This is a genomic window from Bacillus sp. FJAT-27245, assembly GCF_001273955.1.
Lineage (GTDB): Bacteria > Bacillota > Bacilli > Bacillales > Cytobacillaceae > Bacillus_D.
The window spans coordinates 2204363-2227330 of sequence record NZ_LIGI01000001.1 but is presented as its reverse complement, the minus strand read 5'-3'; the positions used below and the strand labels follow the sequence as shown (position 1 = coordinate 2227330).

Here is a 22968-nt window from a genome sequence, read left to right as displayed (position 1 = left end):
AAAAAATAAAAGCCCTCCAGTTCAGGAGGGCTTATGCTGATTCTTGCACGATTGTTTTTTTCTTTTTTCCCGGATGGAGAACGGATGAAAAGCTATGCAGACCCATCCCGACAATAACAAGGACGATTCCCGCCCACGAAATTGGTGATGGAAACGGCGCTGCCAGAAAGAGCACTTCACCAGCCAGGGCAAATAAAATTTCGACAGATTGGGTCGCTTCCACCGCGGCCATTTTCGTCATGTCTCCCCTGACTAAATCAGTCGCCATGAAAAACAGCACGGTTGCGATTACGCCTGAAGTGACTGCGACCCCTGCAGACTGGACGATTTGGCTTTTTGAGGGCAAATCGGTGACAAGGACCCCATAGACCGAAAGTATCAGCCAAAACGGAAGGCTGGCAACCGTCATTCCCAACACGCGCTGGAACGTATCCAGCCTTCCGCCCGCTACCTCCATCATTTTTCGGTTGCCGAGCGGATATGCGAAAGTAGCAATCAGCACCGGAACAACCCCGAAAAGGAATTCCTTAGTTCCTAGCGATTTGGCGTGCTCGAGCTGCATCACCGCAACTCCAGCGAGGATGATGACGGACATGAGCATCCCTTTTACCGGAATCCTTCCCCTCACCCGGACCCCATCCTTCGTTTCGAAAAAAAGCGGTGAAAGCAAAGCACCCGATACGATTGTAACAAGCCACGTACCGGCAATCAGCCAGCCTGGAGAAAAGGCGGCGGCAAAGCAAATCGGCGCGTAAAATAACCCAAACCCAATTGTGCTCCACAAAAGCCAGGCTCCAGGTTTCTGTTTCATTTCGTCCCAAAGCGGCTTAAGATTTTTCCTGCCGGCGACAAGCAGCAACAACAACGGAACCATGAAAAAATAGCGGAGCGACGCACTCCAAATCCAATGGCCTCCGGAAAGTTCCATTGACCGGTTCAGGACAAAGGTAAATGCGAAGAAAAACGCTGAGGAAATTCCGAGAACAATCGGTTTCATGATTTTGGCCCCCTATTTCAAAGGCCGTTCAAGCGAATACAATTCCTCTTCCAGCTGGGCCATTTTTTCCTCGGCCACTTTCCTGGATTGCTTGATGCCCTCGTTGAAAAAGTAAGGCCCGAGTTCATTTTTGAAAAACTCAAGCACGTTCTCGGCCTCCAAATTCCCGAGCTCTTCTCCCCGCTCTTTTAAAAAGAATTCTTGAATATCGCCAATGAGTTGATCCTTTTGCTGTTTGCTGAATGAAAAAAACATAGTAACCTCTCTTTCTCTAATCGGCAATTTTACAGGGCTTGCCCAGTCCCCTTTTTTCACAATAATCTGTATTAATCAAGAATAGTTAATAACAAACATTTTGTAAAGCGCAAAAAAGCCGGTTTCTTTTGTGGAAACCGGCCGTCATTCAAGCGCTCTGTTTATGGAAAAGCCCCATGACTTCGATTGTTTTCGTAATATTGACGAAAGCATCTGGGTCAACTTCAGCGATCAACGATTTTACCTCGGCCAGCTCGTAACGCGTGATGACCGTCATAAGGATATTTCGTCCTTCCTTTGAAAACCCGCCAATCCCATCGAGAACAGTCAGTCCCCGGTAGACATTTTCCACAAGCTGCTCCCGCATCTCTTCCCCTTTTGACGTAATGATGGTCAAGGTTAGTTTGACATGGTGGGTATAGAGGGTGTCAATAACCTTACCGGTAACGAAAATGGAGACCATCGTATTCAACGCTGTATCCCAATCAAGCAGTAAACCGCTTATCCCGATAATGACGGCATTCATTGCCGAAAGCAGCGTTCCAATCGGAAAGTCCTTTTTTCGGGCTACAATCATCGCGATAATATCCAGGCCCCCAGTAGATGCAGATTGGCGCAATACGAGCCCCATGCCAAAACCAGCAATCGCACCGCCAAAAACCGATGAAAGGATGATGTTGCTTGCAACTTCATACACAGGAATCACCGACAACCCAACCGAGATCACGATAACGGAAACAATCGTGTGCAATATAAATTTCCTGCCCAGTTTCATATAACCAAGTACAAGCAGCGGCAAATTCAGCAGAAAATTCACGGCTCCCGTATCAAAAGGCGTCAACAACCCAATCATCATCGAAAGTCCGCTAATACCGGTTGAAAGTACTTCATGCGGAATCAGGAAAAAATTAAAGGCAGCCGCGGTGATGAGCGAACCAATCGTGATAACTAGTAGCTGCATTCTCGTATCCTCCTATAAAAATCACTTATTCCAAAATAACATCAACTCCATCCCCAGTAAATTTAATAGTTTATTTTCACTATTAAAAGAAGTCATAAAAAAGAGCCGCGAAAATTTTTCGCGGTCCCATTTCCAGGTTCATCAGCCCAGCTTTTCAACCATTGTTAGCATAATAATCAAACCGACAATAAAGGAATAAGTCGGAAAGCGGACACTTTCCCCCTCCTGGCTTTCAGGAATGAGTTCCTTATAAATGATAAAAAGCATCGCCCCGGCCGCAATGCTTAACCCGAAAGGAACGAGTCCATTAATTTTTGAAGCAAGGCCGTATCCTGCCATCGAGGATAAAAATTCCACAAGGCCTGTCCCGGTTGCTATCGCCAAAGCAATCCACTTCGAAATCTTTTCCTTCAATAAATAAAGGGCGACAAGAAATCCTTCGGGAGCGTTTTGAAGGCCGATCGCAAACGCAATCAGCCCGCCAAGATTTTTATTGTCGGAACCGTAGCTGACCCCGACGGACAGGCCTTCGGGAATATTATGGACTACCATAGCGCATAGGATAACGAGCGTGCTTTTTGATAAACGGTCTGCAAACCGGTAACCGTCAAGGTCAAGGTTGCAGAGCTTCTGGTCAAGCAAATTCAGCAGGAACGTGCCTGCGAGCAACCCAAGCGCAAGGATAAAAAGTCCCGAGGAATTCAATGCCTCGGGTATTAGGCTAAAGGCAGAGGCTGCAAGCATGATTCCAGAAGCCAAGGCCAAAAGGTTGTACCTGAACTTATTCGAAATTTCCTTCACAAACAGGATTGGCAATGCGCCCGCTCCGGTGGCCAACGCCGAAATCAGGCTTCCAAAAATCGCATTCTCCATCGTATCCCCCATTTTTCTTATTTGGTTTTTTTCTAACTACCCCCTTTATGGATAGATTAATCTCACGGAAAAGTTATCAAATACGAAAAGGAAGAATGAAACCATTCCTCCCCAATTTTTATTACCTTGTGGCAAGAAACTCCAGCGTTTCACCCGCCAATCCTTTATAAAAAACGGTTCTCCAGCCATTTTCCAATGTATAAGGCCCTTCCGCTTTTTCCAGGCCCGCATGTTCGATTTTTTTTATCATGCTATCAAGTGCGCCAGCCTCAAAGCACAAGTGAATGATGCTATCGCCTCTTGGCGGCCCATCCGATTGAACCAATTCCAGCCGGAAACCTCCAAGCGTCAAAAAGATCAGCTTGTTACCTTGAAAATCAATCGTATCCTCAACCCGGAATCCAAGGATATTTTTATAAAAACCTTCCACCTCTTCAAGGCGGTTCGTTTCAATAGCACAATGATGAAATAATAACATCGTTTTTCCCTCTCATAAAATCAAATTCATATCGCCAAATTCATGCCAAAGATACTTTGCTTCGACCGCGTCCATATACGCAACGTACAGCTTATCCTGCGAAATGAATGCCGACAGCATGGCAAGATGGCTTGCTTCCGGTTCATGGAGGCCGGTCAGGATGCCATTGACCGCTTTCAGCTCATAGCCCGGATGAATGAACAAATTGGTCCAGCCATGTGCCTGGCCCGTTGCCATTGCTGTTTCGAGCGCCCGGACAACGGTTGTGCCAGCGGCAATGACCCGCTTTCCCGATAGTCTGGCTTCCGTGATGGCTAATAACGTTTCTTCGGGAATAGCGTATTCTTCTTTAATTTTCGAAGGATGATGGTCGAAATTGTCGTCAAGAAAATAACTTAAGCCTGTATGCAGCTGGATGAACGCGATTTTAACCCCTTTTCGGCGCAGCTTGAACAGCAGTTCCCAACTGAACGCCCTCCCCGCGGAAGGCATTTCAACCGATCCGGGATGGGAGGCGAACACAGTCTGATAATAATCGAGGCTCCACGGGGTTTCGATATATTCGTAGCGGATTGGCTCGCCAAGGGAGTAAATTTCATCGAATAGTGAGGTACCTGATTTTGAAAAACAGATAACCGACAAAGGGGTATCGCCAGCGGCCTTTTCAACGACCGCTTCAAGCCGGCCGGAGAACCAAATCGTTTCACCGGTGTCTAGGGAAGGCGAGACAATCAGCGCATACCAGCGACTACCATCAATTTTTCCCGCGAGCCTAATTTCAACCTCTTCCTCTCTCTCGAGGAGGCGGCCGCGCAAAATCGCGGGAATAGTACGTGAGCTGTTCAGCACGAGAACGTCTCCTTCATTCAAATACTGGTCAAGATTGTAAAAAGAATCATGGCACCCATATCCAGTTTCTTTTGATAAAACCATCATCCTTACATGATCCCGCCTTACCCCCCGCCTTTCCGGAGGGGCGGCGGCATTCAGGGATGGCGGCAGATTGAACGTCATACTTCCGGCAATCATGCACTCCACTTCCCTTCATTAAATTGCTGCGCTGAAATCCGCTGTCCGGTGACGCTGGAGGCTTGATCGGATGCTAGATAAAGGAAAACAGGAACAACATCATTTGGGTTTGCGAGTTCATAATCACAATCCGGGACGGCAAGCTGATGCATGTCTGTATCCATTTCTCCGGGATCGACCATGTTCACCCGTACGCCGGTTTCGCCCAGTTCGTCCGCCCAGGTTTCGGTTAAACCTTCGACCGCGAATTTGGAGATTCCGTAAGCCCCCCAGCCTGCATAGCCAGTATTGCCCGCTTCCGACGTCACATTAATAATCGAGCCGCTATCGCGCTGGAGCATGACCGGAAGCACGCGCCGTGTGACGAGGAAGGTGCTCATTGTATTGACCCGGATCACTTCCGCGAAATCCTCTTCAGGATAATCAAGCAGCATCGGCATCGGACTCGGTCCAAGAATTGAAGCGTTATTAATGAGTACATCGATATGGCCGAACCTTTCTTCTGTCAACGCCACAAAGCGTTCTACATCGCGTGCGATCGATATATCCGCGCGGATGGCTAGGACCTCCGTGGCCCCGGCCGCCTCGGCTTCTTTTTTTACCACGAGTAATGCTTCCTCATTCCGGGCGCAAATCGCTAATCTCGCTCCCTGCTTCGCAAAAGCGAGCGCCAATGCTTTGCCGAGCCCACGTGAAGCGCCTGTAATCATAATGTGCTTTCCTTTGAACATTTTGATTTCCCCTTTCATCTTGTAACTGGTTTCTATGCTTCCATATTATCCGGTTTCTGAAAGCGCAACCTCGGAAGGAAGCTTGAACTTCCCTACAACTTTAGTCTGAGAAAAGGAAAATGAATGGCAAGGCTCCGGTGCCAATCTCCGCAAATTTTTTTACGAAAAAGGGAGGAAAACAGTGTTTTTTGGCGAAACTAGGAAGAGAATTGTAAATAAAGGGGGACGTTGAAATGGATAAGGTAACATGCATTGCTTTCATTCTTTATCATGCCACCGATGACCCTGAAGTGAAAACAAAAGCCGTGGACTTGCTCAATGGGGAGTCGAATCTCCGTGAACTGAGGTCGGATCCGGACGTGCAACATCTTCTGGAAACAGCCGAAGCGGCATTGAAAAAGCAGTCCGTCAACAAGGAAGAAATCAAGAAGTTTGTAGAACAGCATTTGTTTGTAGAAGCATAGAACGAGGCTCCCTTTTCAGGGGGCTTTTTTTGTGCATAATTTGTCACAAAAACAATTTATTTATAGTGTTAACCCCTATTGTCCAGGAAGTACCAGCGTGGTAAGATGAGGTACTGGTATTTTCTTGCAGACTCGTATTGACCTGACCGGCCTATTTTTTTAAAAAACAGTCATCCGCCGTCCACTTTTGAACAAAAGATGGAAAAGGTATGGATGTTTAGGCTGGCCGTATCGTTGGTATATAGAGAGTACTGCTTGTTATAGCAGTAAAGTAATTTTTCGAAAGGATGGTTAAAATGGTGCAAGTAAACGTAAAGGTTGAATATCTTGGCAGGAATTACCTGACGAATGTTATCACAAATCCTCAAGCAAGCGAAGAAGAAATCATGCAGCTAGCTCTTGAGCAAGTCATGAAGCAATGGGCAGAATAAGATGATGGCCCTAGGGGAAGAAAACAGACGATAGACGGAGTTCGTCCACTTTGTAAAAAAAGGGATTGGCTCCGTCTATTTTAATGTTTACTCGAGTTCGTAGCCTTTCATTTTATCCATATGGCTGGCGATCATGGCAATAATCGTACCTGCTTCTTCTTTTGTAAAAATAAAATTCGTTTCATCCTTGATTAATTCATCTTCCTCTGTCCAAATCCGGTTTACCCTTCGAAGAACTCCGTCGCCGGTACCCTCCACAACGCCGAATTGATAGGTCACTTCCACTTCATCTTCCTTTTGAAAGGCGGTTATTTCAGGTGTTTCCCACTCAACATCGATTTCTTCATAAACCTCATCGTCCGAGTAAGCAATAATTGTGACATCATCGTCTTCGACTGCATCGAGTATGTCAAACTCATCCTCATCATCCTCGTAATCGTCCAGCTCATAGTCAAAGTCTCCGGGATCATCGTTCATATATTCATGAAAGCTTTCATGGACTGCATCGATGATGTTATCAATATCTGGCAAGATTGTCCTGGATGGCTGTTCAAGGTCTGGATCATACGCCTCAACATAAAACTCTTCATTGTGCGGGTCAAAGAAAAGCGTGCAAAAATAATCGCGCCCGCCGCAATCATCCGTTTCCACAAAGAAATCAATCCGCGGGTGCCTTGAACTCCGCTCGATCGACATTTGCCCCGCCTGGTCATATTTTTCACAAATCGATTCCAAATGGTCCTGCAATTCAGAAGTTACCCGATCAAACCATTCCAATGACATATGCATCCTTCCCTTCTGCTGTTTTCTGGGTTAGTATGCCACATGCGGAAGGAAAATGAGTTGGCACATTTTTGCAATGCTTTGGATGGCAGGCTGCTAACACTCACGCTTTTTGTCTTGTTTCTGCCGTCCAGTGCCCAGGATAATGCTTTTGCGTAATCGGGTAAAATCAAAAACGCCGGCTTGTGGAATCTGCCGGCGCCTGAATGATTATACCGCTTGTTCTGTTGCAAAGTGGTATTCACTTGCAATCGTTTCGATGATTTGGCTTACGGGAAGGATGTTCGTAATTTCACTTACTCGCGCGCCCGCGAAAACGAGCCCCATATCGACATCGCCATTCAGCGAGCGAACGAGAGAATCCATTGTGCAGAAGCGGTATGAACAGTTTTTTAGGCAATTGAGGCATTTCGCGACTTTGAATTTCCCGTCGTCCTTAATGATATCTGTGAAAGCATTGCGAATCGCCCTGCCTTCCAGGCCAACGGTGGTTTTAACGAGAATCAGGTCTTCCTCTCTCGCTTCAACATATTTCTGTTTAAATGCAAGCGGGGCATCGCATTCTTCGCTTGCGACAAAGCGGGTTCCCATTTGCMCCCCTGATGCGCCGAGCCTGAAAGCTTTGGCCACATCCTCCCCGGTTAATATGCCTCCCGCCGCGATGACCGGTATGCTCACCGCTTCAACGACCTCAGGCAGGATATCACACATCGGACGGTCGGTGCCAAGGTGGCCGCCCGCTTCATACCCTTCCACGACTACAGCCGCGGCCCCAAGGCGTTCCGACAGCCTGGCAAGTTTAGCGGTTGAAACAATGGAAAGGACCGGGATGGCCGCTGCCTTCCCCCAAGCATACATATCACGCGAAATGCCAGCGCCCGAAATAATAAAGTCAACCTTCTCTTCAATTGCCGCCTTCATTTTCTCAGCAAAATCATTCACCGCGAAAAGGACATTGACGCCGATATATCCGTTTCCGTTCGAAAGGTCGCGTGCCCGCCTTATATGGAAACGCAACTCATCAATCGTGATTCCGGTTCCAGAGATAATCCCGACCCCTCCTGCCGATGCGACGGCCGACGCCAGGCCGCTAAGCGAAATGCCTACCCCCATACCGCCTTGAATGATTGGGTATTTGGGAGCGATGTGCCCGATTTTTAATTGTGGCATGTTCAAAGTGAATTCCTCATTTCTTTATCGACTATACATTCTTTCCAATTGTATACCTGAAGAGAATGGTTTTCCGTGATATTTATCACCAGATACTAATAGCTGATGATGTTTTTTTGTTAAAAAGGATTCACAATCGTTTTTTTCGGGCATGAAGGGGTGCCACAAAAAGCAGTGGACCTGCGTCCATTCGGGTTTTAAACGACCACTTACAGCCCGAACGGCAGTGGGCATGCGTTCATTCCGGCTTTAAACGACGACTTACAGCCCGAACAGCAGTGGGCATGCGTTCATTCGGGCTTTAAACGACGACTTATTGCCCGAACAGCAATGGGCATGCGTTCATTCGGGCTTTAAACGACGACTTACAGCCCGAACAACAATGGGCATGGGTTCATTCGGGCTTTAAACGACGACTTACAGCCCGAACAACAATGGGCATGCGTTCATTCGGGCTTTAAACGACGACTTACAGCCCGAACAACAATGGGCATGCGTTCATTCGGGCTTTAAACGACCACTTACAGCCCGAACGGCAGTGGGCATGCGTTCATTCCGGCTTTAAACGACGATTTATTGCCCGAACGGTACTGTGTATCCGGCCATTCGGGCGTTAAAAGAGGTCGAGTCCTTTATGTCGATTCAGGAATGGCAACCCATCTTTCCGTCTTTCCAATCATTCACCTGGAATGGTGTCCGGCAAACGAACCAACACAATCTTGATCGTAAAATTTGGTCTATAAGCAGAACCCCTCCATTCATTATTTTTCGTTGTATCGAAACTTTAATAGAGACCCCTGCTTTTTAATTTTTCCTTTTATTTAAACCCTTTTTGGATATAACGCTACCCTGGAAGAAAAACTTGTTTTCAACAACTTGGTTCATTTTGGAAATTATTTTTTTGCTTTTTTCCGTTTATTGTTGTTTGTACGAGGTATATAGATAATGCAAGACCAAAACAAAACAGGAGGGACTGGTTCACATGCAATACGCAATGGAAACAGCGACTCAAAGGTTCGTTTTTGGGCTTGCAAGTGGTGAAGGGACATTTGCAGAGCTGTCGAAAGGCACGCTTGTCTATAATCGATATATTTAATATCGATTCGACCCCGTGCAAATTGTAACTTTGCCGAAGTCTGGTAAGTCCTGATTTACTTCGGGGCATTTGGTAAGGTCCTGCTTAGGTGGGACAGAAAAAAGGCGCGAACACTTGTGTTTGCGCCTTTTTTCGTTGTTCAGGATTCTACTCCTCTTTCTGTCTAGCCTCATTTTTTATCGACTTAATATAAATAATTTACACTCGGTAAACTCCTAGACTGGTACCGCTTCCCATCTCTTTCTTTCGGGTTACTAAAAAAATTTCTCTTAAAATCGACTCTTTATACCTTAAATTTAGGTCTTAATTCTTATGTTATGTGAAAAATCATATGCCAATTGTATTGGTTTTTTGTGTTTTTTATCATTTCATGGATTTTAGCTGACATAAAATTAGACACAAAGACTTGTTCTAATTAACAAATTATTCTGATATATTCAAATAGTAAAATCTTAAAGGAGTGGTGATATTTGTTAAAAGTTCTTTCCAAATCTGCATTGGCGCTTGCCTTGGCCGGAAGCATCGGCCTTGCGGGCGTACATACACAGGCTGAGCCTGTGGCAAAAGCGAAGGCGTCATATGACTTAAGCCTTGCGCATTATATGAGTGCCGCTCCTGACCTGGCCGATAAGGCAAAAGAGCTTGGCATCGACCTTTCAAAAGCTGATCCTGCAGAAAAAATCGCAAACAAAACCGGCGCCAAGTTCAATCAGGCTGGAGACAACCATGTCGCCTACAAAAAAGCGACTGGAGACATTCCGGTTCTGGTTCTCTTAGCCAAATATCCGGATGGGGATGAACCAAAAGGCGATCTTAAAGGCCAGGTACCTGCAAAGTATTACGAGGATTTGATTTTTGGTACGGAATACAATCCCTATGAACTGCCTTATTTCAAACAATATGGTGAATACAAGGGCGTAAAAGCACCTACAAATAAGACGATGCAAAATGTGTATAAGGAATCATCCTATGGCAAAACCAACCTGGTCCATATGGAAGATGCTGCTTTAGAGTGGGTGGAACTTCCGAAAGGCGCTTCATACTATCTTGATCAGGAAGGAAAATATGCGGAAAACGGTAAATATGTGTATGGGAACGTAAACGGGGATGCCCACACTGGTGAATTCGTCCGTGACCTATTAAAAGCTGCGGATGAGCAGATCGACTTCTCGAAGTATGCAGAAAACGGCGAAGTGCCGAATGTTTTCATCGTCCATGAAGGCACAGGTGCTGAATGGAGCCGCGACCCTGCCCAGTTCTGGTCGCATAAATGGAATCTAATGAGCGCCCTCTATTACGGAAAATATTATGAAACTGGCAAACCGGCAGATGTAGCTGCGGGTATGAGCCAGGGAGAATGGATCAATAAAACAATTGCTGAAGATATGACATTCGATGGCGTAGTCGTCAACAACTACAACCTTCAGCCGGCAATCGGCGGAAACGTTGCGGGATACGATGCGGCAACCGATACGTACAAGGATGAATTGAAATCAGGCCCTTACCCTGCCCAGACTGGCGTTTACGCCCATGAGTTCGGTCATGCACTTGGCCTTCCTGATTTCTATGACACCGTATATACATCGGAGGGTGTCGGAAACTATTCGATGATGGCTGGCGGATCCTGGATGCGCTACCCGGATGCAGGTGCTTATTCCGGCAACTCGCCTACCCACTTCGACCCGTTCTCAAAAGTTTTCCTGGAATGGGTGAAGCCAGTCGAGGTTAGACCTCAGGATGGAGTCCAAACCATTACCCTTCCTCCGGTCAATGCAGCAAACGCAGATAATGCGATAGTGAAAATGGAGGTTCCGGGCTCGAACGGAACAGAGTACTTCCTATTTGAAAACGTCCAGCAGCAGGGCTTTAACGAAGGCTTGATCCGCCAAGGCAAGGATTCCAAAGGCCTCCTGGCATGGCATGTTGACGAAAATGTCATCAGCCTATATCAGACAGCCGGATTCCGCCCGAACAATGTGGAAAACTGGATGAACAAGCGATTCCAATTCAATCAATCCGCGAAAGCTAGCGATGGCACTGTCGTTACGCACTATGGCCTATCTGTTCTTCAGAAGGACGGCTTGTATGAGCTTGAAAAGAACTTGAACCGCGGGAATGCCGGAGATTTCTTCAAGTCAGGCAACAAGCTCACCCCGGTTAGCGGGAATGTGCATACCGGTTCCTACTACTTCTGGAAAGGCTACAGCGATACGCCTGCAGACTCCGGAATCCATGTGACGGACATCAAGGAAAACAAGGACGGTTCAATCACCGCAAAGTTCTTCTATAATTTTGACAGCTCCAAAAAATAATTTATATGAGCCGGGCCCGATTTTCGGGACCCGGTTTTTTTAAAAAAAGAAAAGGTCGGCGTCTAATCGCCATAGATGGTTGCACTAGTCATTTCCCTGTGTTTTACGAGTTTTCCCCCTAATTCCCGTCATCCACTCCTCCTCCCCTGCTATCCGGCAAGTTTCGATATCTTGTAAGGCTTGGCACGGTCTTATATAATAGTAGATAGTATAGGATGAAAGTGGGAAGAAAATGCCGACACCGAGCATGGAAGATTATATTGAACAAATTTATCTGCTGATTGAACAAAAAGGCTATGCCCGGGTTTCGGATATCGCAGTCAATTTGTCTGTGCAGCCTTCAGCAGTTACAAAAATGGTCCAGAAGCTTGATAAGGATGAATATCTCATTTACGAAAGATACCGTGGGCTGGCGCTGACTCCAAAAGGGCGGAAAATTGGCAAGCGCCTTGTTTATCGCCATGATTTGCTTGAGCAGTTTTTAACCCTTATCGGTGTAGACGAGGAAAATATATATGAAGATGTTGAAGGAATCGAGCATCACTTAAGCTGGAATGCGATCGACAGGATTGGCGACTTGGTCCAGCTCCTCCAGGAGGATCCAACCCTTACAGCACGGCTGAAGGAACTGCAGGAAAAGAGCGAGTCATAAAAAGGAAGCATCCATTGCGGACGCTTCCTTTCTTGATTTATGAAAATACTATCTTTTCGATTTCCGGTATCCGGCCTTTCGGGCATCATTTTCCGTGCAAAACCAGACAATTTCCTTGATGTCCGAATGATAAAAAGCACCGCCGGGAACGTGATAGATTTTAGAATTCACATTCCCCTTTATTTTTCCATCACATTTTATCTGCTTATTCGATGCATTCCCGCCGTTTGTTCCCTTTCCGGCAATGCCGGCTTGATATCCTTCATCAGCGGCATAATTCTCGATGGACCAAATTCCGATGGCCTTCTTTTTCGCCTGATCCTGTATTTCATAAAAACGGTCGACATATTTCGTGTTTGGCGGATACACATAAGCTACCCGTGCCAAACCTTTTTCAAGCAGTAGTTCATTAAACATTTTTCCGTCCACATAAAGGTATGCAAGAAGCCTTCCGTATTTGTCCCTGCCCCAGTTGATTCCTGGCTCTACCTCGATTTCCTTCCCTTTATGGAGAACCGTTTTTGCAAAATCGGACGCTTCCGGCCCGAACGGCTGGACGCCCAAGCGGGGATGCTGCGTTTCGGGAGTGTCCACGCATAGAAGCCGCACCGTTTCTTCCTTCCCTTTAAGGGAAATGACAACTGTGTCCCCGTCAATGTTTCTAATAACCCTTGCTTTATATAGCCCGTCCGCCGATTTAAGTTCCGCAGGCACCTTTCCTGTTTCAGTGTCCCCGGTTTTCAATGGGAGCGAACATCCTGTCGCAACCAGGAAAGACAACAATGCCACAAAAAGTAGCTTGAATCCTTTTGATGCCATAAAATATCCTCCTGCCTTAAAAAACGTTCTGTATAGTTTGAAATAGATATTTACACCTATATTTTAGAGTGTAAGTTGATTGGAGCGAAGGGCACCGACTCCTGCGGGATGTAGCGGCAAGGTGGAGCCTCCTCGGCGCTAGCGCCGAGGAGGCTCCACTGACGCCCCGCGGAAAGCGTGTGCCTGGAGCGGAAATCAACCGCAAGGTTATTGCAGAATACACAATTTTTGATTCAACATATATAGCCCATTTGGCAATCTGCAAGACGTACACTTCAACTATGTAGCATGGCGCATTCTTCTCTTCCTTATGGTAAAATTCAGGAAAAGATGCGTTCGAAAATTTTTTCGAAGATAGGCTAATATGCTTAACCGTCCCTTTCATTCTATCAATATACCATACTCTATTATGGAGGGTGCTATGAACCGGCTAACCGATCACCTGATAGTTTTATCATTTGATTGCCTTTCGTCACTCGATGTTCCAACGTTGTTGAAACTTCCTAATTTCAAGTCCTTTATTAATGGAAGCTCGTATTGTACCAATGTCGAAACGATTTATCCGTCTGTAACTTATCCGTGCCACACGTCCATTATTACGGGTAACTACCCAAATAGGCACGGGGTCGTCAACAATACTTTCGTCCAGCCGGGACAGCCGTCTCCCGATTGGTACTGGCACAGGCGCACTATCAACGGCACAACACTATATGATGAAGCGAAAAAGGCTGGCATGAAAACCGCTGCACTCCTTTGGCCGGTAACCGCTGGAGCCGAAATCGATTACAATATGCCTGAAATTTTCGCAAACCGGCCTTGGCAAAATCAACTGTTGGTCTCACTTTTGAACGGCTCTCCCCTTTTCCAAATTGAAATGGAAGCCCGATTCGGAAAACTGCGCCGGGGAATCAGGCAGCCGGAGCTTGACGACTTTGTCCTCGAATCCACGATCCACACAATTAAGACTAGAAAGCCCGGGTTGATGCTTGTCCATTTTGTTGACCTCGATTCACAGCGGCATCATCACGGCTTTTCCTCCACTGCAGCGAATGCCGCGCTCAAACGCCATGATAAAAGGCTTGGGAGAGTACTGCAGGCCATTAAGGAAGCGGGATTGGCTGACTCCTCTACAGTTGTCATTTTAGGTGACCACAGTGCCCTGGATGTGTCAAAGGCGATAAAGATGAATGTACGTTTAAAGGAAGAAGGACTGATTGAAACAGACAAATTTGGGAAAATAACGGGCTGGAAGGCTTACTGCAAAAGCTGTGACGGTTCTGCCTATCTGTATGTCCATGATCCCACTGATTTTGAAACGAAGCAGGCGGTTGAAAGCCTGATTGGGCTGCTGCTTGCCAATAAACGGAATGGAATTGAGAAAGCATGGTCAGGGCAGGAAGCTGAACGAATGGGCGCTGACGGCAAGGCCCTTTTCATGCTCGAAGCTTTAAGGGGATTTTATTTCGAAGATGGGCATGAAGGAATATTCCTTGAGGATGTTACCTCAGAAACTGTCGTAGAAAAGAACTATTCGTTTGCGTGCCATGGGTACTCTCCGCTCAAGGAAAAATACAGCACAGTTTTCTTTGCAAAAGGCAAGGGCATCCTGAAAGGAATACGCATTCCTTCAATGAGGCTTGTTGATGAGGGGCCCACGTTTGCAAGGCTGTTGGGCATAAGCATCGGTGATACGGCGGGCCGGGTTATGGAGGAAATTTTGGATATACCGGCTGTCAGCGTAAAACATCCTAAATCATCCATCACCCCCTGACTATCTAAAGGCAACCGTATTCCGGGTGCCTTTATTTTTTACCCATCCCAAGCGGGTGAAGAAGTATTCAAAAGTATGAATCGCAATAGCCCTTTTTTACTAGCCATAATTTGTTCAAACCATTTTTACAAATTTGTGAATAACTGAACATAAGCCCCGCAAGCGCAAAAACAAATGTTATATTTTAACCATAGAAACAGTAACTAACCTTTAAGGAGTGAAATACAATGGTAGTCAATTTTTTAAGAAACAACAAAATCGCAGCAGGTCTTCTTACGGTCCTTCGTCTTTATCTTGGTTATTCATGGTTGACAGCAGGCTATCATAAACTAACAGGCGGCTTTGATGCATCAGGATTCTTGAAAGGTGCTGCCGCAAACCCTGTCAAAGGGCCGGACGGATCTTTGGTATATGGGAGGTACGTCGATTTCCTGAATTCTTTCGCGATTCCGAATGCCGATCTCTTTAATACGCTCATCCCGATTGGCGAATTCCTTGTTGGCCTGGGCTTAATTCTTGGATGCCTAAYAACAGCAGCCATGTTCTTCGGCCTTGTCATGAACTTCAGCTTTATGCTTGCAGGAACGATTTCCCATAACCCGACAGACATTTTCATTGGCGCAATCATCCTGTTTGCGGGCTATAACGCCGGTCGCATCGGCCTTGATCGCTGGGTCATTCCATTCATCCGCAAAACTGTTTTCAAAGGAAAAGGAACCGTGAATCACACTGCATAAATAATCCGATTCGTGTCAATAATAGGAAAAACCCCTTCGCTGGAAACCGCCCAACTCCCCCGGGCGCTTCCTGAGGGGGTTTTCTTATTGGCTTGGTCCTACAAAGGGTTCAGTAGACAATACAATTTTTTTTAAAAAAAATCCGTTATCCCCCTACCCCTCCACCTCTTGCTTAAGGAACGACCTCGTCATGGCGGGCAGAACAATGACAATGGAAGTGCCGATTCCGACCTCGCTCGAAAAGATCAGCTTTCCATTGTGGCTTTCAATGATCTTAAAACAGGTCATCAGACCGAGCCCAGTCCCTTTTTCTTTAGTCGTGTAAAATGGCTCGCCAATCGTTTTCATCCTTTCTTCCGGAATGCCGACTCCTTCATCAACTATTTTCACCGAGACCTCTTCTGGCTTTGACTTTTGTATACTAATGTATATGTTTCCGCCATCAGGCATCGCTTCAATTGAATTTTTCAAAAGATTGATAAAGACTTGCTTTAGCTGATTCTCTTCACAAATGATCGGCGGGATATTTGGCCCTACAGCGGTCGTGATCTGAACATTGTTCATCGCGGTTTGCGTGTTGATCAAGGTGACAACGTCCTGCAAGATCTGGACAAGATTGCCTTCCCTGAAAACAGTTGCTGTCGGTTTAGCGAGCAGGAGAAATTCGCTGACGATGCTGTTTATCCTGTCCAGCTCCGAAAGCACAATATCGTAATATTCCTTTTTATCATTCTCGGCTTTAAAAAGCTGGATGAACCCTTTAATTGAGGTAAGCGGATTCCGGATTTCATGCGCGATTCCGGCCGCCATCTGCCCGAGAAGAGCAAGTTTCTCCGATTTTTGGAGCAGCCGGTCCGTCTCCTTTTTGCGGTTCGTAATATCTTTTCCGAGGGTTAACTGGCAATCCTTTCCCCCGTAAATGATTGCAAGCGAAGATGCTTCAAAAAAGAAGGACTCCCCGTCCAGCCTCTTTACCTTATATTCCATGATGGCCAGTGGTTTTTGTTCCTGCTCGGCGAGTCGGATTCTTTCCCTTACCCGTTCAATATAGTCCGGATCGAGCCTTTCAAAAATGTTCATGCCAATGAGCTGCTGCTTGCTTTTCGCACGCATCATTTTAACTGCCGCTTCATTGACATACAGGACTTGGTGATTCCTGTGGATGATGACCGCTTCCGGCAATGATTCGATTAAACGCTTATAACTGTCCTCGTTCTCCTTCGTTTTTTTTATATAAAAAGAAAGCTGGTCGTATTGCCAACCAACAACGAGTGCCATTAAAAGCAGGAAAAGTGTATGGAGCCTGAAAAAATCATCTCCGTGGAAAAACTTATCAACCACTAGCAAACATAACGTCATGATCAGAAACGTGACTCGTCCGGCAATTTTCATTGAAGCACCCCGTCATCAAAAGGTTAAACAGCATGAATAGGTACGATAAGGACATGGCCATTTTTACAAACAGCCCTGGCACACCTTTTAACATTCGACAACAGGCAAGGAATTCCTGCAAACTTTTCCAAAATTGGTAAAAGGATGCTTGTGTAGATGTCGACATAAGTTGAAATTCCATCCTAGGGGTTTTAAATCTTCACAATAAGATGTATTTATCCTTATCTTGGCCCTAATGACTGTTTTTTTCTAAAAAAAGAAAGGCCATCATGCCGGAATCAGTTCCGGATGATGACCCGTGTACCGTTTGGGACGAGCGAGGCAAGTTCGAGAACATCTTTGTTGTGCATCCGCACACAGCCGTGGGAGACAGCCTTTCCTATTGAAGAAGGCCGGTTCGTACCATGGATTCCATACCCCGCCCGCGAAAGCGACATCCACATAACGCCGAATGGGCCGCCGGGATTCGGCTCCCTGTTTACGATGACAAACTCCCCTGTGGGTGTTGCCGTCAGCATCTTACCTACCCCAATCGGATAAACCTTCACAAATTTTCCGTCCTTAAAKAGAGCGAGGGTCCTCTTTTTAACAGATATTTCAATATGGTATGGAATTGAAGCGGGATTCGGCAGACCGGGAATTGTGATCCGCTGTCCAGCCGTTACTGCCCCGACCCCTGGATTTGCCTTTTGAAGCCTGCGGAGGCTGACTCTGTAATTCATCGCGATGATGGCAAGCGTCTCGCCAGGTTTAACAATATGCACCATATAATTCACGCCTTTTTCATAGCATATTCATGCAACTCCGGGCGGTTGCCTGCTTCTTGCCAAATCAATGAGGATTGAGATTTTTTTAAAAAAATGAAAGGGCATTTCCCTCTCGAGAATCTGACTCAATAGTTGTCCGCAATTAAACTCGCCTTTCCTAACGGCCTGCCCCCATGAAATACAGAAACCAGACCGCGTGGTTTTGCTCATCAGCCGCGGCGTTCCGGAAAGCCTCACGGATGTCCGGGGATGTTGTTTCCTTTGCGATGCGGTGATAGAAGTCAACTGTCTCCTGCTCATCATGAAACGCAAAATCAAGGCCTTCCCTATAGGTTGCCGGGCAGCTTTCGGTTACGTGGACATTCGGCTGCCTTCCGGTCATGCGTGTATAAATCCTGACAAATTCGTTGTAATGCCTCTGTTCATCTGCCCTGATTTCATTAATTTGCCGGCGAACCCGCTCATTTGGCGCGACCCTCGCAATACGCTCATAGCACTGTATCGCTGAATATTCGCCATTGATTGCCCGCAAAACATCAGCGGCAAGCTTTTCCTGCTGCCTGTAATAATCATTCTCATAATAATTTGGATACACTTTCATCCCTCCTCTCATTCAATATATGGGCGGATTGTAGGCTTGGTGATTCTGACTTGGGATTTCGCGCTGATTTCACCGGTGCCATGTTTTTCGAAAAATTTGTCTGTATGTCGGGAGTTTTATTTTTCGCACAGCCCATTTCGTGCCCAGATGGCAAATTCCTTCGCAATTGTTTAAATTGCTCAGTTTCCCACTAGTTTTGATAGCTTTTGTCATGATGCAGGAAAACGCCTCTTCTTCAGCTAATCTTATAAAATATCGTTTTATTGACTCACACTTTCCGCCTTGGCTGACAATTTTGAATGAAAGGATGCGTGCAGATGAAAGATGGGCAAATCATGAAAGCATATACAATCCAGGAGGTCTCGAGGCTTATCAATGTTCCACAGGGGACGCTCCGCCAGTGGGAACGCGACTTCAACGGGCTGCTATCGATTCCGCGCACAAGGCAGGGTTCACGGTTTTATACCGATACAGAAATTAGCCTGATGGTAAAAATCAAGCAAATGCGCGAGAAAAACCTCAGCAAGGAAATGATCAGGGAATTAATCCTCGAACATTTCAGGCAGAGTTCGGAGGAAGCTTCCGAAACACTCGCAGCCCCAATCACGGTTGTTGGGGAAACAAAACCCGTCCCTTCCGAACCATCACTTGCCAGTTTTGACATGGAAGCATTCTTCGCAGCCATGGATGCGTACAAGCAGGACTTTCTCTCTGGGGTCAGGGAAGAAATCCGGGGCACAATCCGAAAGGAACTCATTGAGGAAGTGAAAAAGGAAGTATCGAAAGGCTCCTTTCATACAGTAAAAACCTTGTCCGACTCGATTTATAAATCCGGTGAGCGTGTTGCCGCGGAAGTTGAGGAACTTTCCTCGGAGGTTGCGAGATCTTCGGAACAAGCTTCCGAAATGGCCCGCTTCCTTTCCAACAGCATATCGAATGTTTCGAAGGCTAGCTCCGAACAGTTCGGAAATTTACATAAAAGGATTTCCAACCAGGCGGACCGGTCGTCAAAAGAGATGAAAGCCCTAATCAAGTCGATGGCTGATGCCAATCTCGTAACCGAAAGCGTGGTAGAGAGCTTCAACGAAACTCTGGCCAAGGACAGGGAATTTTACCTCGAAACCTTGCATATGGAGCGGGTTGTCCATAGCCATGAAATGGACCGGCGAGAAGAACTGCTTCAGGAAATCGTCTCAAGCTTCAGGGACGCTGCAGCCGCAAAAGAGAAAAGATGGTGGAAATTCTGGGGCTGAGAATCTGATAACTGTCCGGATTTCTCAAGGATTTCATTAACAAAAAACGGGGGAATAAGAATGAATTCTAGCGAAGTTGCCAAACTTCTTGGTGTGTCGACGAGCACGATTCAACGATGGGTCAAACAGCTGAATTTGCCGATGGAACGAAATGAGCGCGGCCATTATACATTTAAAGACGAAGACATCGCGCTTCTAGAAAACATCCGCGAGCAAATCCAGAATGGCGCCCTTTTGCAGGACATCGCACCCGTGAACGAAAAACAATCAAGGAAAGCAACTGTCAAGGCGGTTGAAGTGCACCCTGATATGGACAAGATCCTGCTTATGTTTTCCGACCTGGAACGGCGGTTAGATGGAAAAGCCGACTCGGTAACCGCCTATCAGCTCCTCCAGCACCGAAAAGAAATCGAGGAACTTCAGGAACAGGTCGCTGCCCTTTCCGCCGCCCTTGAAAAATGGGCACAGCCAGCAGCGACAATCGAACTTCCAAGTGAACCGCCATTTGCACTGGATGCCGCAAATCTAGGAAAAAGAAAGAAAAAACGCAAGATGATGAGCTTGTTCTTTGGATTTTGATGCGAAAAAGGCGCACGGTTGCTGTGCGCCTTTTCTATATTTTAAATGAGCTTTAATTTTTGTACCCCATTGGAATTTTTATGATTATTATCATAAAAGTGGTTTCCTTCCCAAGGAAGTGTATAGCCTGTCGAAATGGCGTTTGTTGACGATTCGTGTGAGGTGCTCGCCTTCGAACGGGGCTTGTCCGTATATTGTCGAAACAGCCTTGTACTTATTTTATTTTTGATTTTCCCTTGTGCGTTACATGTCTGGCCGGCATTGATGTACTTTTCCGAGGCATTCCTTCCTTCGTTTATTAAAAGAAGATTTAACGCCCGAACAGTTGGCCTCTACCAGGCTTTCGGGCTCTAAAGCAAGACTTAAAGCCCGAACAGACGGCCTCTACCAGGCTTTCGGGCTCTAAAGCGAGATTTAACGCCCGAGCAGATAGTCTCAACCAGGCTTTCGGGCTCTAAAGCAAGACTTAAAGCCCGAACAGGCGGACTTAACCAAGCATTCGGGCTCTAAAAGAATATTTAACGCCCTAAGAGCAGTTGCCAGTCTCTCCTTCGGGCATTAAAAGAAGATTTAACGCCCGAACAGCAGTTGTCAGCCCGTCCTTCGGTTACTAAATGAAAGAAGATCCATTTTGTATAATAGAGAGCCCATTCTTTTCTTTCAAAACAAAAGTCCCCTTTCACTTAACAAGACAGATTGGTTTGCCGAGCGCGTGATTTTGATAAACCCGGATTGCTTGGTACAATTACTTTGAGGATAATTTTTGAAAGAAGTGAATGCAATGACTATAGATGATAAAAAACATGTGCGCTTCTCTGTTCTAGATCTGTCGCCAATCATTGAAGGCGGGACGGCAGCGGATTCACTGCGGAATACAATCGACCTCGCAAAGCAAGCGGAGAAATGGGGTTACACCCGCTACTGGCTCGCTGAACATCATAATATGCCTGGCATTGCAAGCTCCGCGACAGCTGTTGTGATTGGCCAGGTTGCGGCCCATACGAAAACGATTCGCGTTGGATCGGGTGGCGTCATGCTTCCAAACCATTCTCCATTGGTAATTGCCGAGCAGTTTGGTACGCTTGAATCCTTATTCCCCGGCCGTATCGACCTCGGGCTTGGACGCGCGCCGGGTACCGACCAGCTTACAGCCTCGGCTCTTCGAAGGGACTGGCGGATGAATGCCGACGATTTCCTGAACCAGCTGGAAGAGCTTCGGGCTTATTTTGACCCATCCAGGCGAGAAGGTGTCATCCATGTCCGCGCGATTCCGGGGGAAGGCCTGGATGTCCCGATCTGGCTGCTAGGATCGAGCGGTTTCAGCGCGCAACTCGCCGGGAAGCTTGGCCTTCCATTCGCGTTCGCAAGCCATTTCGCCCCTGAAAACACCCTGGCAGCTTTAAGGCTATACCGGCAAACATTCCAACCATCGGAGGTGTTGAAAGAACCATACAGCATGGCCGGAATAAATATTATTGCTTCTGAAAGTGAAGAAAAGGCTGAATATCTCGCAACATCAATGCAGCAGCAATTCCTTTCCCTGCTCAGGAACCGTCCCGGAAAACTTCAGCCGCCGGTCGAAAACATTGAACAGGTTGCAAGCCCTTATGAACTCACCCTCCTTGAGGGAAGGCTGGCTTCGACCATTACCGGAACAAAAGACAAAGTAAAAGAAAGGCTTATAGAATTCCTAGAAGAAACAGAAGTTGATGAAATCATCATCAACGCACAAATTTTCGACCACAAGGAGCGGCTCAAATCGTTTGAAACCGCCGCAGAAATCATGAAGGAACTGAACAGTAAATCTATTTAATTATGTGAAAATCGAAATCTCCCGCCAGAAATCTGCGGGATTTTTTCATTTTCCGGAAAAACGGTTCAACCATTCCCATGCTATTTGCTATATAATAATTGTATTTACTATTTACATAGGGGGAAAAATTTTTGAGAATTAGAGACATTAAAAAAGATGCCCTTGCTTCACTGAAAGGGCGTTGGGGAATGGCTATTCTCCTAACAATTGTTACATATGCAATCTACCTCATACTTCCCGCCGCGGCGGAAATATCGGCTAGCGGCGGGTTCGGAGCCTGGATTAATCAGGAAGGAGCTTCTCCAAGTGCTTCCGGGCTTTCCACTGTGATCTCTTTGGCAATTGTTCCTATCCTGTTCAGCTATTATTGGGTTTTCCTTGATATGCGCCGTGGCCATGATATCAGTATTGGAAGCCTTTTTAACAATCTGTCCGGCAGGATGTATATTAAAATGATCGGCCTTTATTTACTCGCCTTCATTTATACAATGCTTTGGTTCCTGCTTCTGATCATTCCCGGAATTATTAAGGGAATTGCCTATTCGCAGGCAATCTATATTCTTCGGGATAATCCTGGAATGGTCCTCAACGACGCGATTACTGAAAGCAGACAGCTCATGGATGGATACAAAGGCAAGTACTTCCTCCTGAACCTTAGCTTCATCGGCTGGGGTATCCTGTGCATTTTGTCGTTAGGCATCGGCTTCATCTGGCTCATTCCGTATATGACGGCGTCACTTGCATCATTCTATCAGAACCTGATTGAGAACCGCGATGCCCAAGCGGCTGGAGAGTTGGAATAGAACTCTATAAACCAAGTTCATATAGTAAATTGGAAAAGCGGCCTCCGTTGTAGTGGCCGCTTTTCTTCTATATTTATATTTGAGTATTCCTCCCTATTCATTATCTGGTTTATGAAGACAGTATTGAATGGGTTTCCCTACTGAAAGTGCCTTCATTGTGGTTATGAAGACAGTTTTGAATGGGTTTCCCTAATGAAAGTG

The 22968-nt window shown here is 46.3% G+C and carries 23 protein-coding genes; 10 read left to right on the top strand and 13 right to left on the bottom strand.

Annotated features, from left to right (window positions below; all coding sequences use genetic code 11):
• Positions 1 to 31 precede the first annotated feature (31 nt).
• From ADU24_RS10730 to ADU24_RS10700, 7 genes are all read right to left on the bottom strand, one after another.
• On the bottom strand, positions 32 to 997 hold the full coding sequence (locus ADU24_RS10730; protein WP_053366628.1) for a DMT family transporter: 966 nt from the start codon (positions 995 to 997) through the stop codon (positions 32 to 34).
• A gap of 12 nt (positions 998 to 1009) precedes the next feature.
• On the bottom strand, positions 1010 to 1252 hold the full coding sequence (locus ADU24_RS10725; protein WP_053366627.1) for a DUF2164 domain-containing protein: 243 nt from the start codon (positions 1250 to 1252) through the stop codon (positions 1010 to 1012).
• A 148-nt stretch (positions 1253 to 1400) separates the two neighbouring features.
• Positions 1401 to 2213 (bottom strand): YitT family protein, encoded by an 813-nt coding sequence (locus ADU24_RS10720; RefSeq protein ID WP_053366626.1) that lies wholly within the window; start codon positions 2211 to 2213, stop codon positions 1401 to 1403.
• Positions 2214 to 2354: 141 nt separating this feature from the next.
• Positions 2355 to 3086 carry a ZIP family metal transporter gene (locus ADU24_RS10715; RefSeq protein WP_053368884.1) on the bottom strand — a complete coding sequence of 244 codons (732 nt, stop codon included), beginning with the start codon at positions 3084 to 3086 and terminating at the stop codon, positions 2355 to 2357.
• A gap of 121 nt (positions 3087 to 3207) precedes the next feature.
• The gene (locus ADU24_RS10710) at positions 3208 to 3564 is read right to left on the bottom strand and encodes a VOC family protein (RefSeq protein WP_053366625.1); all 357 of its coding nucleotides are present in this window, start codon (positions 3562 to 3564) and stop codon (positions 3208 to 3210) included.
• A gap of 12 nt (positions 3565 to 3576) precedes the next feature.
• Positions 3577 to 4593, bottom strand: a complete 1017-nt coding sequence (locus ADU24_RS10705; protein ID WP_053366624.1) for an S-adenosylmethionine:tRNA ribosyltransferase-isomerase — start codon at positions 4591 to 4593, stop codon at positions 3577 to 3579.
• Entirely contained in the window at positions 4590 to 5324 is a 735-nt protein-coding gene (locus ADU24_RS10700; RefSeq protein ID WP_053366623.1) for an SDR family NAD(P)-dependent oxidoreductase, read from the bottom strand. The genes ADU24_RS10705 and ADU24_RS10700 overlap by 4 nt, the downstream gene beginning before the upstream one ends.
• A gap of 233 nt (positions 5325 to 5557) precedes the next feature.
• Between ADU24_RS10700 and ADU24_RS10695 the strand changes: the two genes are divergently transcribed.
• The gene (locus tag ADU24_RS10695; protein ID WP_053366622.1) at positions 5558 to 5788 is read left to right on the top strand and encodes a hypothetical protein; all 231 of its coding nucleotides are present in this window, start codon (positions 5558 to 5560) and stop codon (positions 5786 to 5788) included.
• 296 nt (positions 5789 to 6084) lie between these two features.
• The gene (locus ADU24_RS10690; protein ID WP_053366621.1) at positions 6085 to 6219 is read left to right on the top strand and encodes a BA3454 family stress response protein; all 135 of its coding nucleotides are present in this window, start codon (positions 6085 to 6087) and stop codon (positions 6217 to 6219) included.
• 87 nt (positions 6220 to 6306) lie between these two features.
• On the opposite strand, the gene ADU24_RS10685 is transcribed toward ADU24_RS10690, so the two are convergent.
• Both ADU24_RS10685 and ADU24_RS10680 read right to left on the bottom strand, forming a co-directional pair.
• Positions 6307 to 7002 (bottom strand): hypothetical protein, encoded by a 696-nt coding sequence (locus tag ADU24_RS10685; protein ID WP_053366620.1) that lies wholly within the window; start codon positions 7000 to 7002, stop codon positions 6307 to 6309.
• Between the two features lie 210 nt (positions 7003 to 7212).
• Complete coding sequence (locus ADU24_RS10680; RefSeq protein WP_053368883.1) at positions 7213 to 8172, bottom strand: NAD(P)H-dependent flavin oxidoreductase; 960 nt, start codon at positions 8170 to 8172, stop codon at positions 7213 to 7215.
• 1566 nt (positions 8173 to 9738) lie between these two features.
• On the opposite strand from ADU24_RS10680, the gene ADU24_RS10675 reads away from it, so the two are divergent.
• Positions 9739 to 11580: a M6 family metalloprotease domain-containing protein gene (locus tag ADU24_RS10675; RefSeq protein ID WP_053366619.1), complete on the top strand. Its 1842-nt coding sequence runs from the start codon at positions 9739 to 9741 to the stop codon at positions 11578 to 11580.
• A gap of 232 nt (positions 11581 to 11812) precedes the next feature.
• Positions 11813 to 12232 carry a transcriptional regulator MntR gene (gene mntR, locus ADU24_RS10670; RefSeq protein ID WP_053366618.1) on the top strand — a complete coding sequence of 140 codons (420 nt, stop codon included), beginning with the start codon at positions 11813 to 11815 and terminating at the stop codon, positions 12230 to 12232.
• Positions 12233 to 12280: 48 nt separating this feature from the next.
• Here the strand turns inward: mntR and ADU24_RS10665 are convergent, their stop codons facing one another.
• Positions 12281 to 13051 (bottom strand): thermonuclease family protein, encoded by a 771-nt coding sequence (locus tag ADU24_RS10665; RefSeq protein WP_053366617.1) that lies wholly within the window; start codon positions 13049 to 13051, stop codon positions 12281 to 12283.
• Between the two features lie 421 nt (positions 13052 to 13472).
• Here ADU24_RS10665 and ADU24_RS10660 point away from each other — a divergent pair, with 421 nt between their 5' ends.
• A complete protein-coding gene (locus tag ADU24_RS10660; RefSeq protein ID WP_053366616.1) occupies positions 13473 to 14822 on the top strand; it encodes an alkaline phosphatase family protein in 1350 nt (449 codons plus the stop codon).
• Between the two features lie 227 nt (positions 14823 to 15049).
• Complete coding sequence (locus tag ADU24_RS10655; RefSeq protein WP_053366615.1) at positions 15050 to 15559, top strand: DoxX family membrane protein; 510 nt, start codon at positions 15050 to 15052, stop codon at positions 15557 to 15559.
• 153 nt (positions 15560 to 15712) lie between these two features.
• Here the strand turns inward: ADU24_RS10655 and ADU24_RS10650 are convergent, their stop codons facing one another.
• The 3 genes from ADU24_RS10650 to ADU24_RS10640 form a co-directional block, all read right to left on the bottom strand.
• Positions 15713 to 16951 (bottom strand): ATP-binding protein, encoded by a 1239-nt coding sequence (locus ADU24_RS10650; RefSeq protein ID WP_053366614.1) that lies wholly within the window; start codon positions 16949 to 16951, stop codon positions 15713 to 15715.
• Positions 16952 to 17229: 278 nt separating this feature from the next.
• Entirely contained in the window at positions 17230 to 17718 is a 489-nt protein-coding gene (locus tag ADU24_RS10645) for a L,D-transpeptidase family protein (RefSeq protein WP_053366613.1), read from the bottom strand.
• Positions 17719 to 17875: 157 nt separating this feature from the next.
• Positions 17876 to 18319: a ferritin family protein gene (locus ADU24_RS10640; RefSeq protein ID WP_442853740.1), complete on the bottom strand. Its 444-nt coding sequence runs from the start codon at positions 18317 to 18319 to the stop codon at positions 17876 to 17878.
• A gap of 317 nt (positions 18320 to 18636) precedes the next feature.
• Between ADU24_RS10640 and ADU24_RS10635 the strand changes: the two genes are divergently transcribed.
• The 4 genes from ADU24_RS10635 (at position 18637) to ADU24_RS10620 (ending at position 22767) form a co-directional block, all read left to right on the top strand.
• Positions 18637 to 19572: a MerR family transcriptional regulator gene (locus ADU24_RS10635; RefSeq protein WP_053366611.1), complete on the top strand. Its 936-nt coding sequence runs from the start codon at positions 18637 to 18639 to the stop codon at positions 19570 to 19572.
• Positions 19573 to 19632: 60 nt separating this feature from the next.
• Positions 19633 to 20151, top strand: coding sequence for a MerR family transcriptional regulator (locus ADU24_RS10630; protein ID WP_053366610.1), 519 nt, complete (start codon positions 19633 to 19635; stop codon positions 20149 to 20151).
• 781 nt (positions 20152 to 20932) lie between these two features.
• Positions 20933 to 21964, top strand: coding sequence for an LLM class flavin-dependent oxidoreductase (locus ADU24_RS10625; protein WP_156324556.1), 1032 nt, complete (start codon positions 20933 to 20935; stop codon positions 21962 to 21964).
• A 131-nt stretch (positions 21965 to 22095) separates the two neighbouring features.
• Entirely contained in the window at positions 22096 to 22767 is a 672-nt protein-coding gene (locus ADU24_RS10620; protein ID WP_053366608.1) for a DUF975 family protein, read from the top strand.
• The last annotated feature ends 201 nt before the right edge of the window (positions 22768 to 22968 follow it).

Excerpts from the sequence above, each read along its gene's own strand:
- ADU24_RS10730 (WP_053366628.1), bottom strand. The coding sequence starts at position 997 with ATGAAACCGATTGTTCTCGGAATTTCCTCAGCGTTTTTCTTCGCATTT.
- ADU24_RS10725 (WP_053366627.1), bottom strand. The coding sequence starts at position 1,252 with ATGTTTTTTTCATTCAGCAAACAGCAAAAGGATCAACTCATTGGCGAT.
- ADU24_RS10720 (WP_053366626.1), bottom strand. The coding sequence starts at position 2,213 with ATGCAGCTACTAGTTATCACGATTGGTTCGCTCATCACCGCGGCTGCC.
- ADU24_RS10715 (WP_053368884.1), bottom strand. The coding sequence starts at position 3,086 with ATGGAGAATGCGATTTTTGGAAGCCTGATTTCGGCGTTGGCCACCGGA.
- ADU24_RS10710 (WP_053366625.1), bottom strand. The coding sequence starts at position 3,564 with ATGTTATTATTTCATCATTGTGCTATTGAAACGAACCGCCTTGAAGAG.
- ADU24_RS10705 (WP_053366624.1), bottom strand. The coding sequence starts at position 4,593 with ATGATTGCCGGAAGTATGACGTTCAATCTGCCGCCATCCCTGAATGCC.
- ADU24_RS10700 (WP_053366623.1), bottom strand. The coding sequence starts at position 5,324 with ATGTTCAAAGGAAAGCACATTATGATTACAGGCGCTTCACGTGGGCTC.
- ADU24_RS10695 (WP_053366622.1), top strand. The coding sequence starts at position 5,558 with ATGGATAAGGTAACATGCATTGCTTTCATTCTTTATCATGCCACCGAT.
- ADU24_RS10690 (WP_053366621.1), top strand. The coding sequence starts at position 6,085 with ATGGTGCAAGTAAACGTAAAGGTTGAATATCTTGGCAGGAATTACCTG.
- ADU24_RS10685 (WP_053366620.1), bottom strand. The coding sequence starts at position 7,002 with ATGTCATTGGAATGGTTTGATCGGGTAACTTCTGAATTGCAGGACCAT.
- mntR (WP_053366618.1), top strand. The coding sequence starts at position 11,813 with ATGCCGACACCGAGCATGGAAGATTATATTGAACAAATTTATCTGCTG.
- ADU24_RS10665 (WP_053366617.1), bottom strand. The coding sequence starts at position 13,051 with ATGGCATCAAAAGGATTCAAGCTACTTTTTGTGGCATTGTTGTCTTTC.
- ADU24_RS10660 (WP_053366616.1), top strand. The coding sequence starts at position 13,473 with ATGAACCGGCTAACCGATCACCTGATAGTTTTATCATTTGATTGCCTT.
- ADU24_RS10650 (WP_053366614.1), bottom strand. The coding sequence starts at position 16,951 with ATGAAAATTGCCGGACGAGTCACGTTTCTGATCATGACGTTATGTTTG.
- ADU24_RS10640 (WP_442853740.1), bottom strand. The coding sequence starts at position 18,319 with ATGAAAGTGTATCCAAATTATTATGAGAATGATTATTACAGGCAGCAG.
- ADU24_RS10635 (WP_053366611.1), top strand. The coding sequence starts at position 18,637 with ATGAAAGATGGGCAAATCATGAAAGCATATACAATCCAGGAGGTCTCG.
- ADU24_RS10630 (WP_053366610.1), top strand. The coding sequence starts at position 19,633 with ATGAATTCTAGCGAAGTTGCCAAACTTCTTGGTGTGTCGACGAGCACG.
- ADU24_RS10625 (WP_156324556.1), top strand. The coding sequence starts at position 20,933 with ATGACTATAGATGATAAAAAACATGTGCGCTTCTCTGTTCTAGATCTG.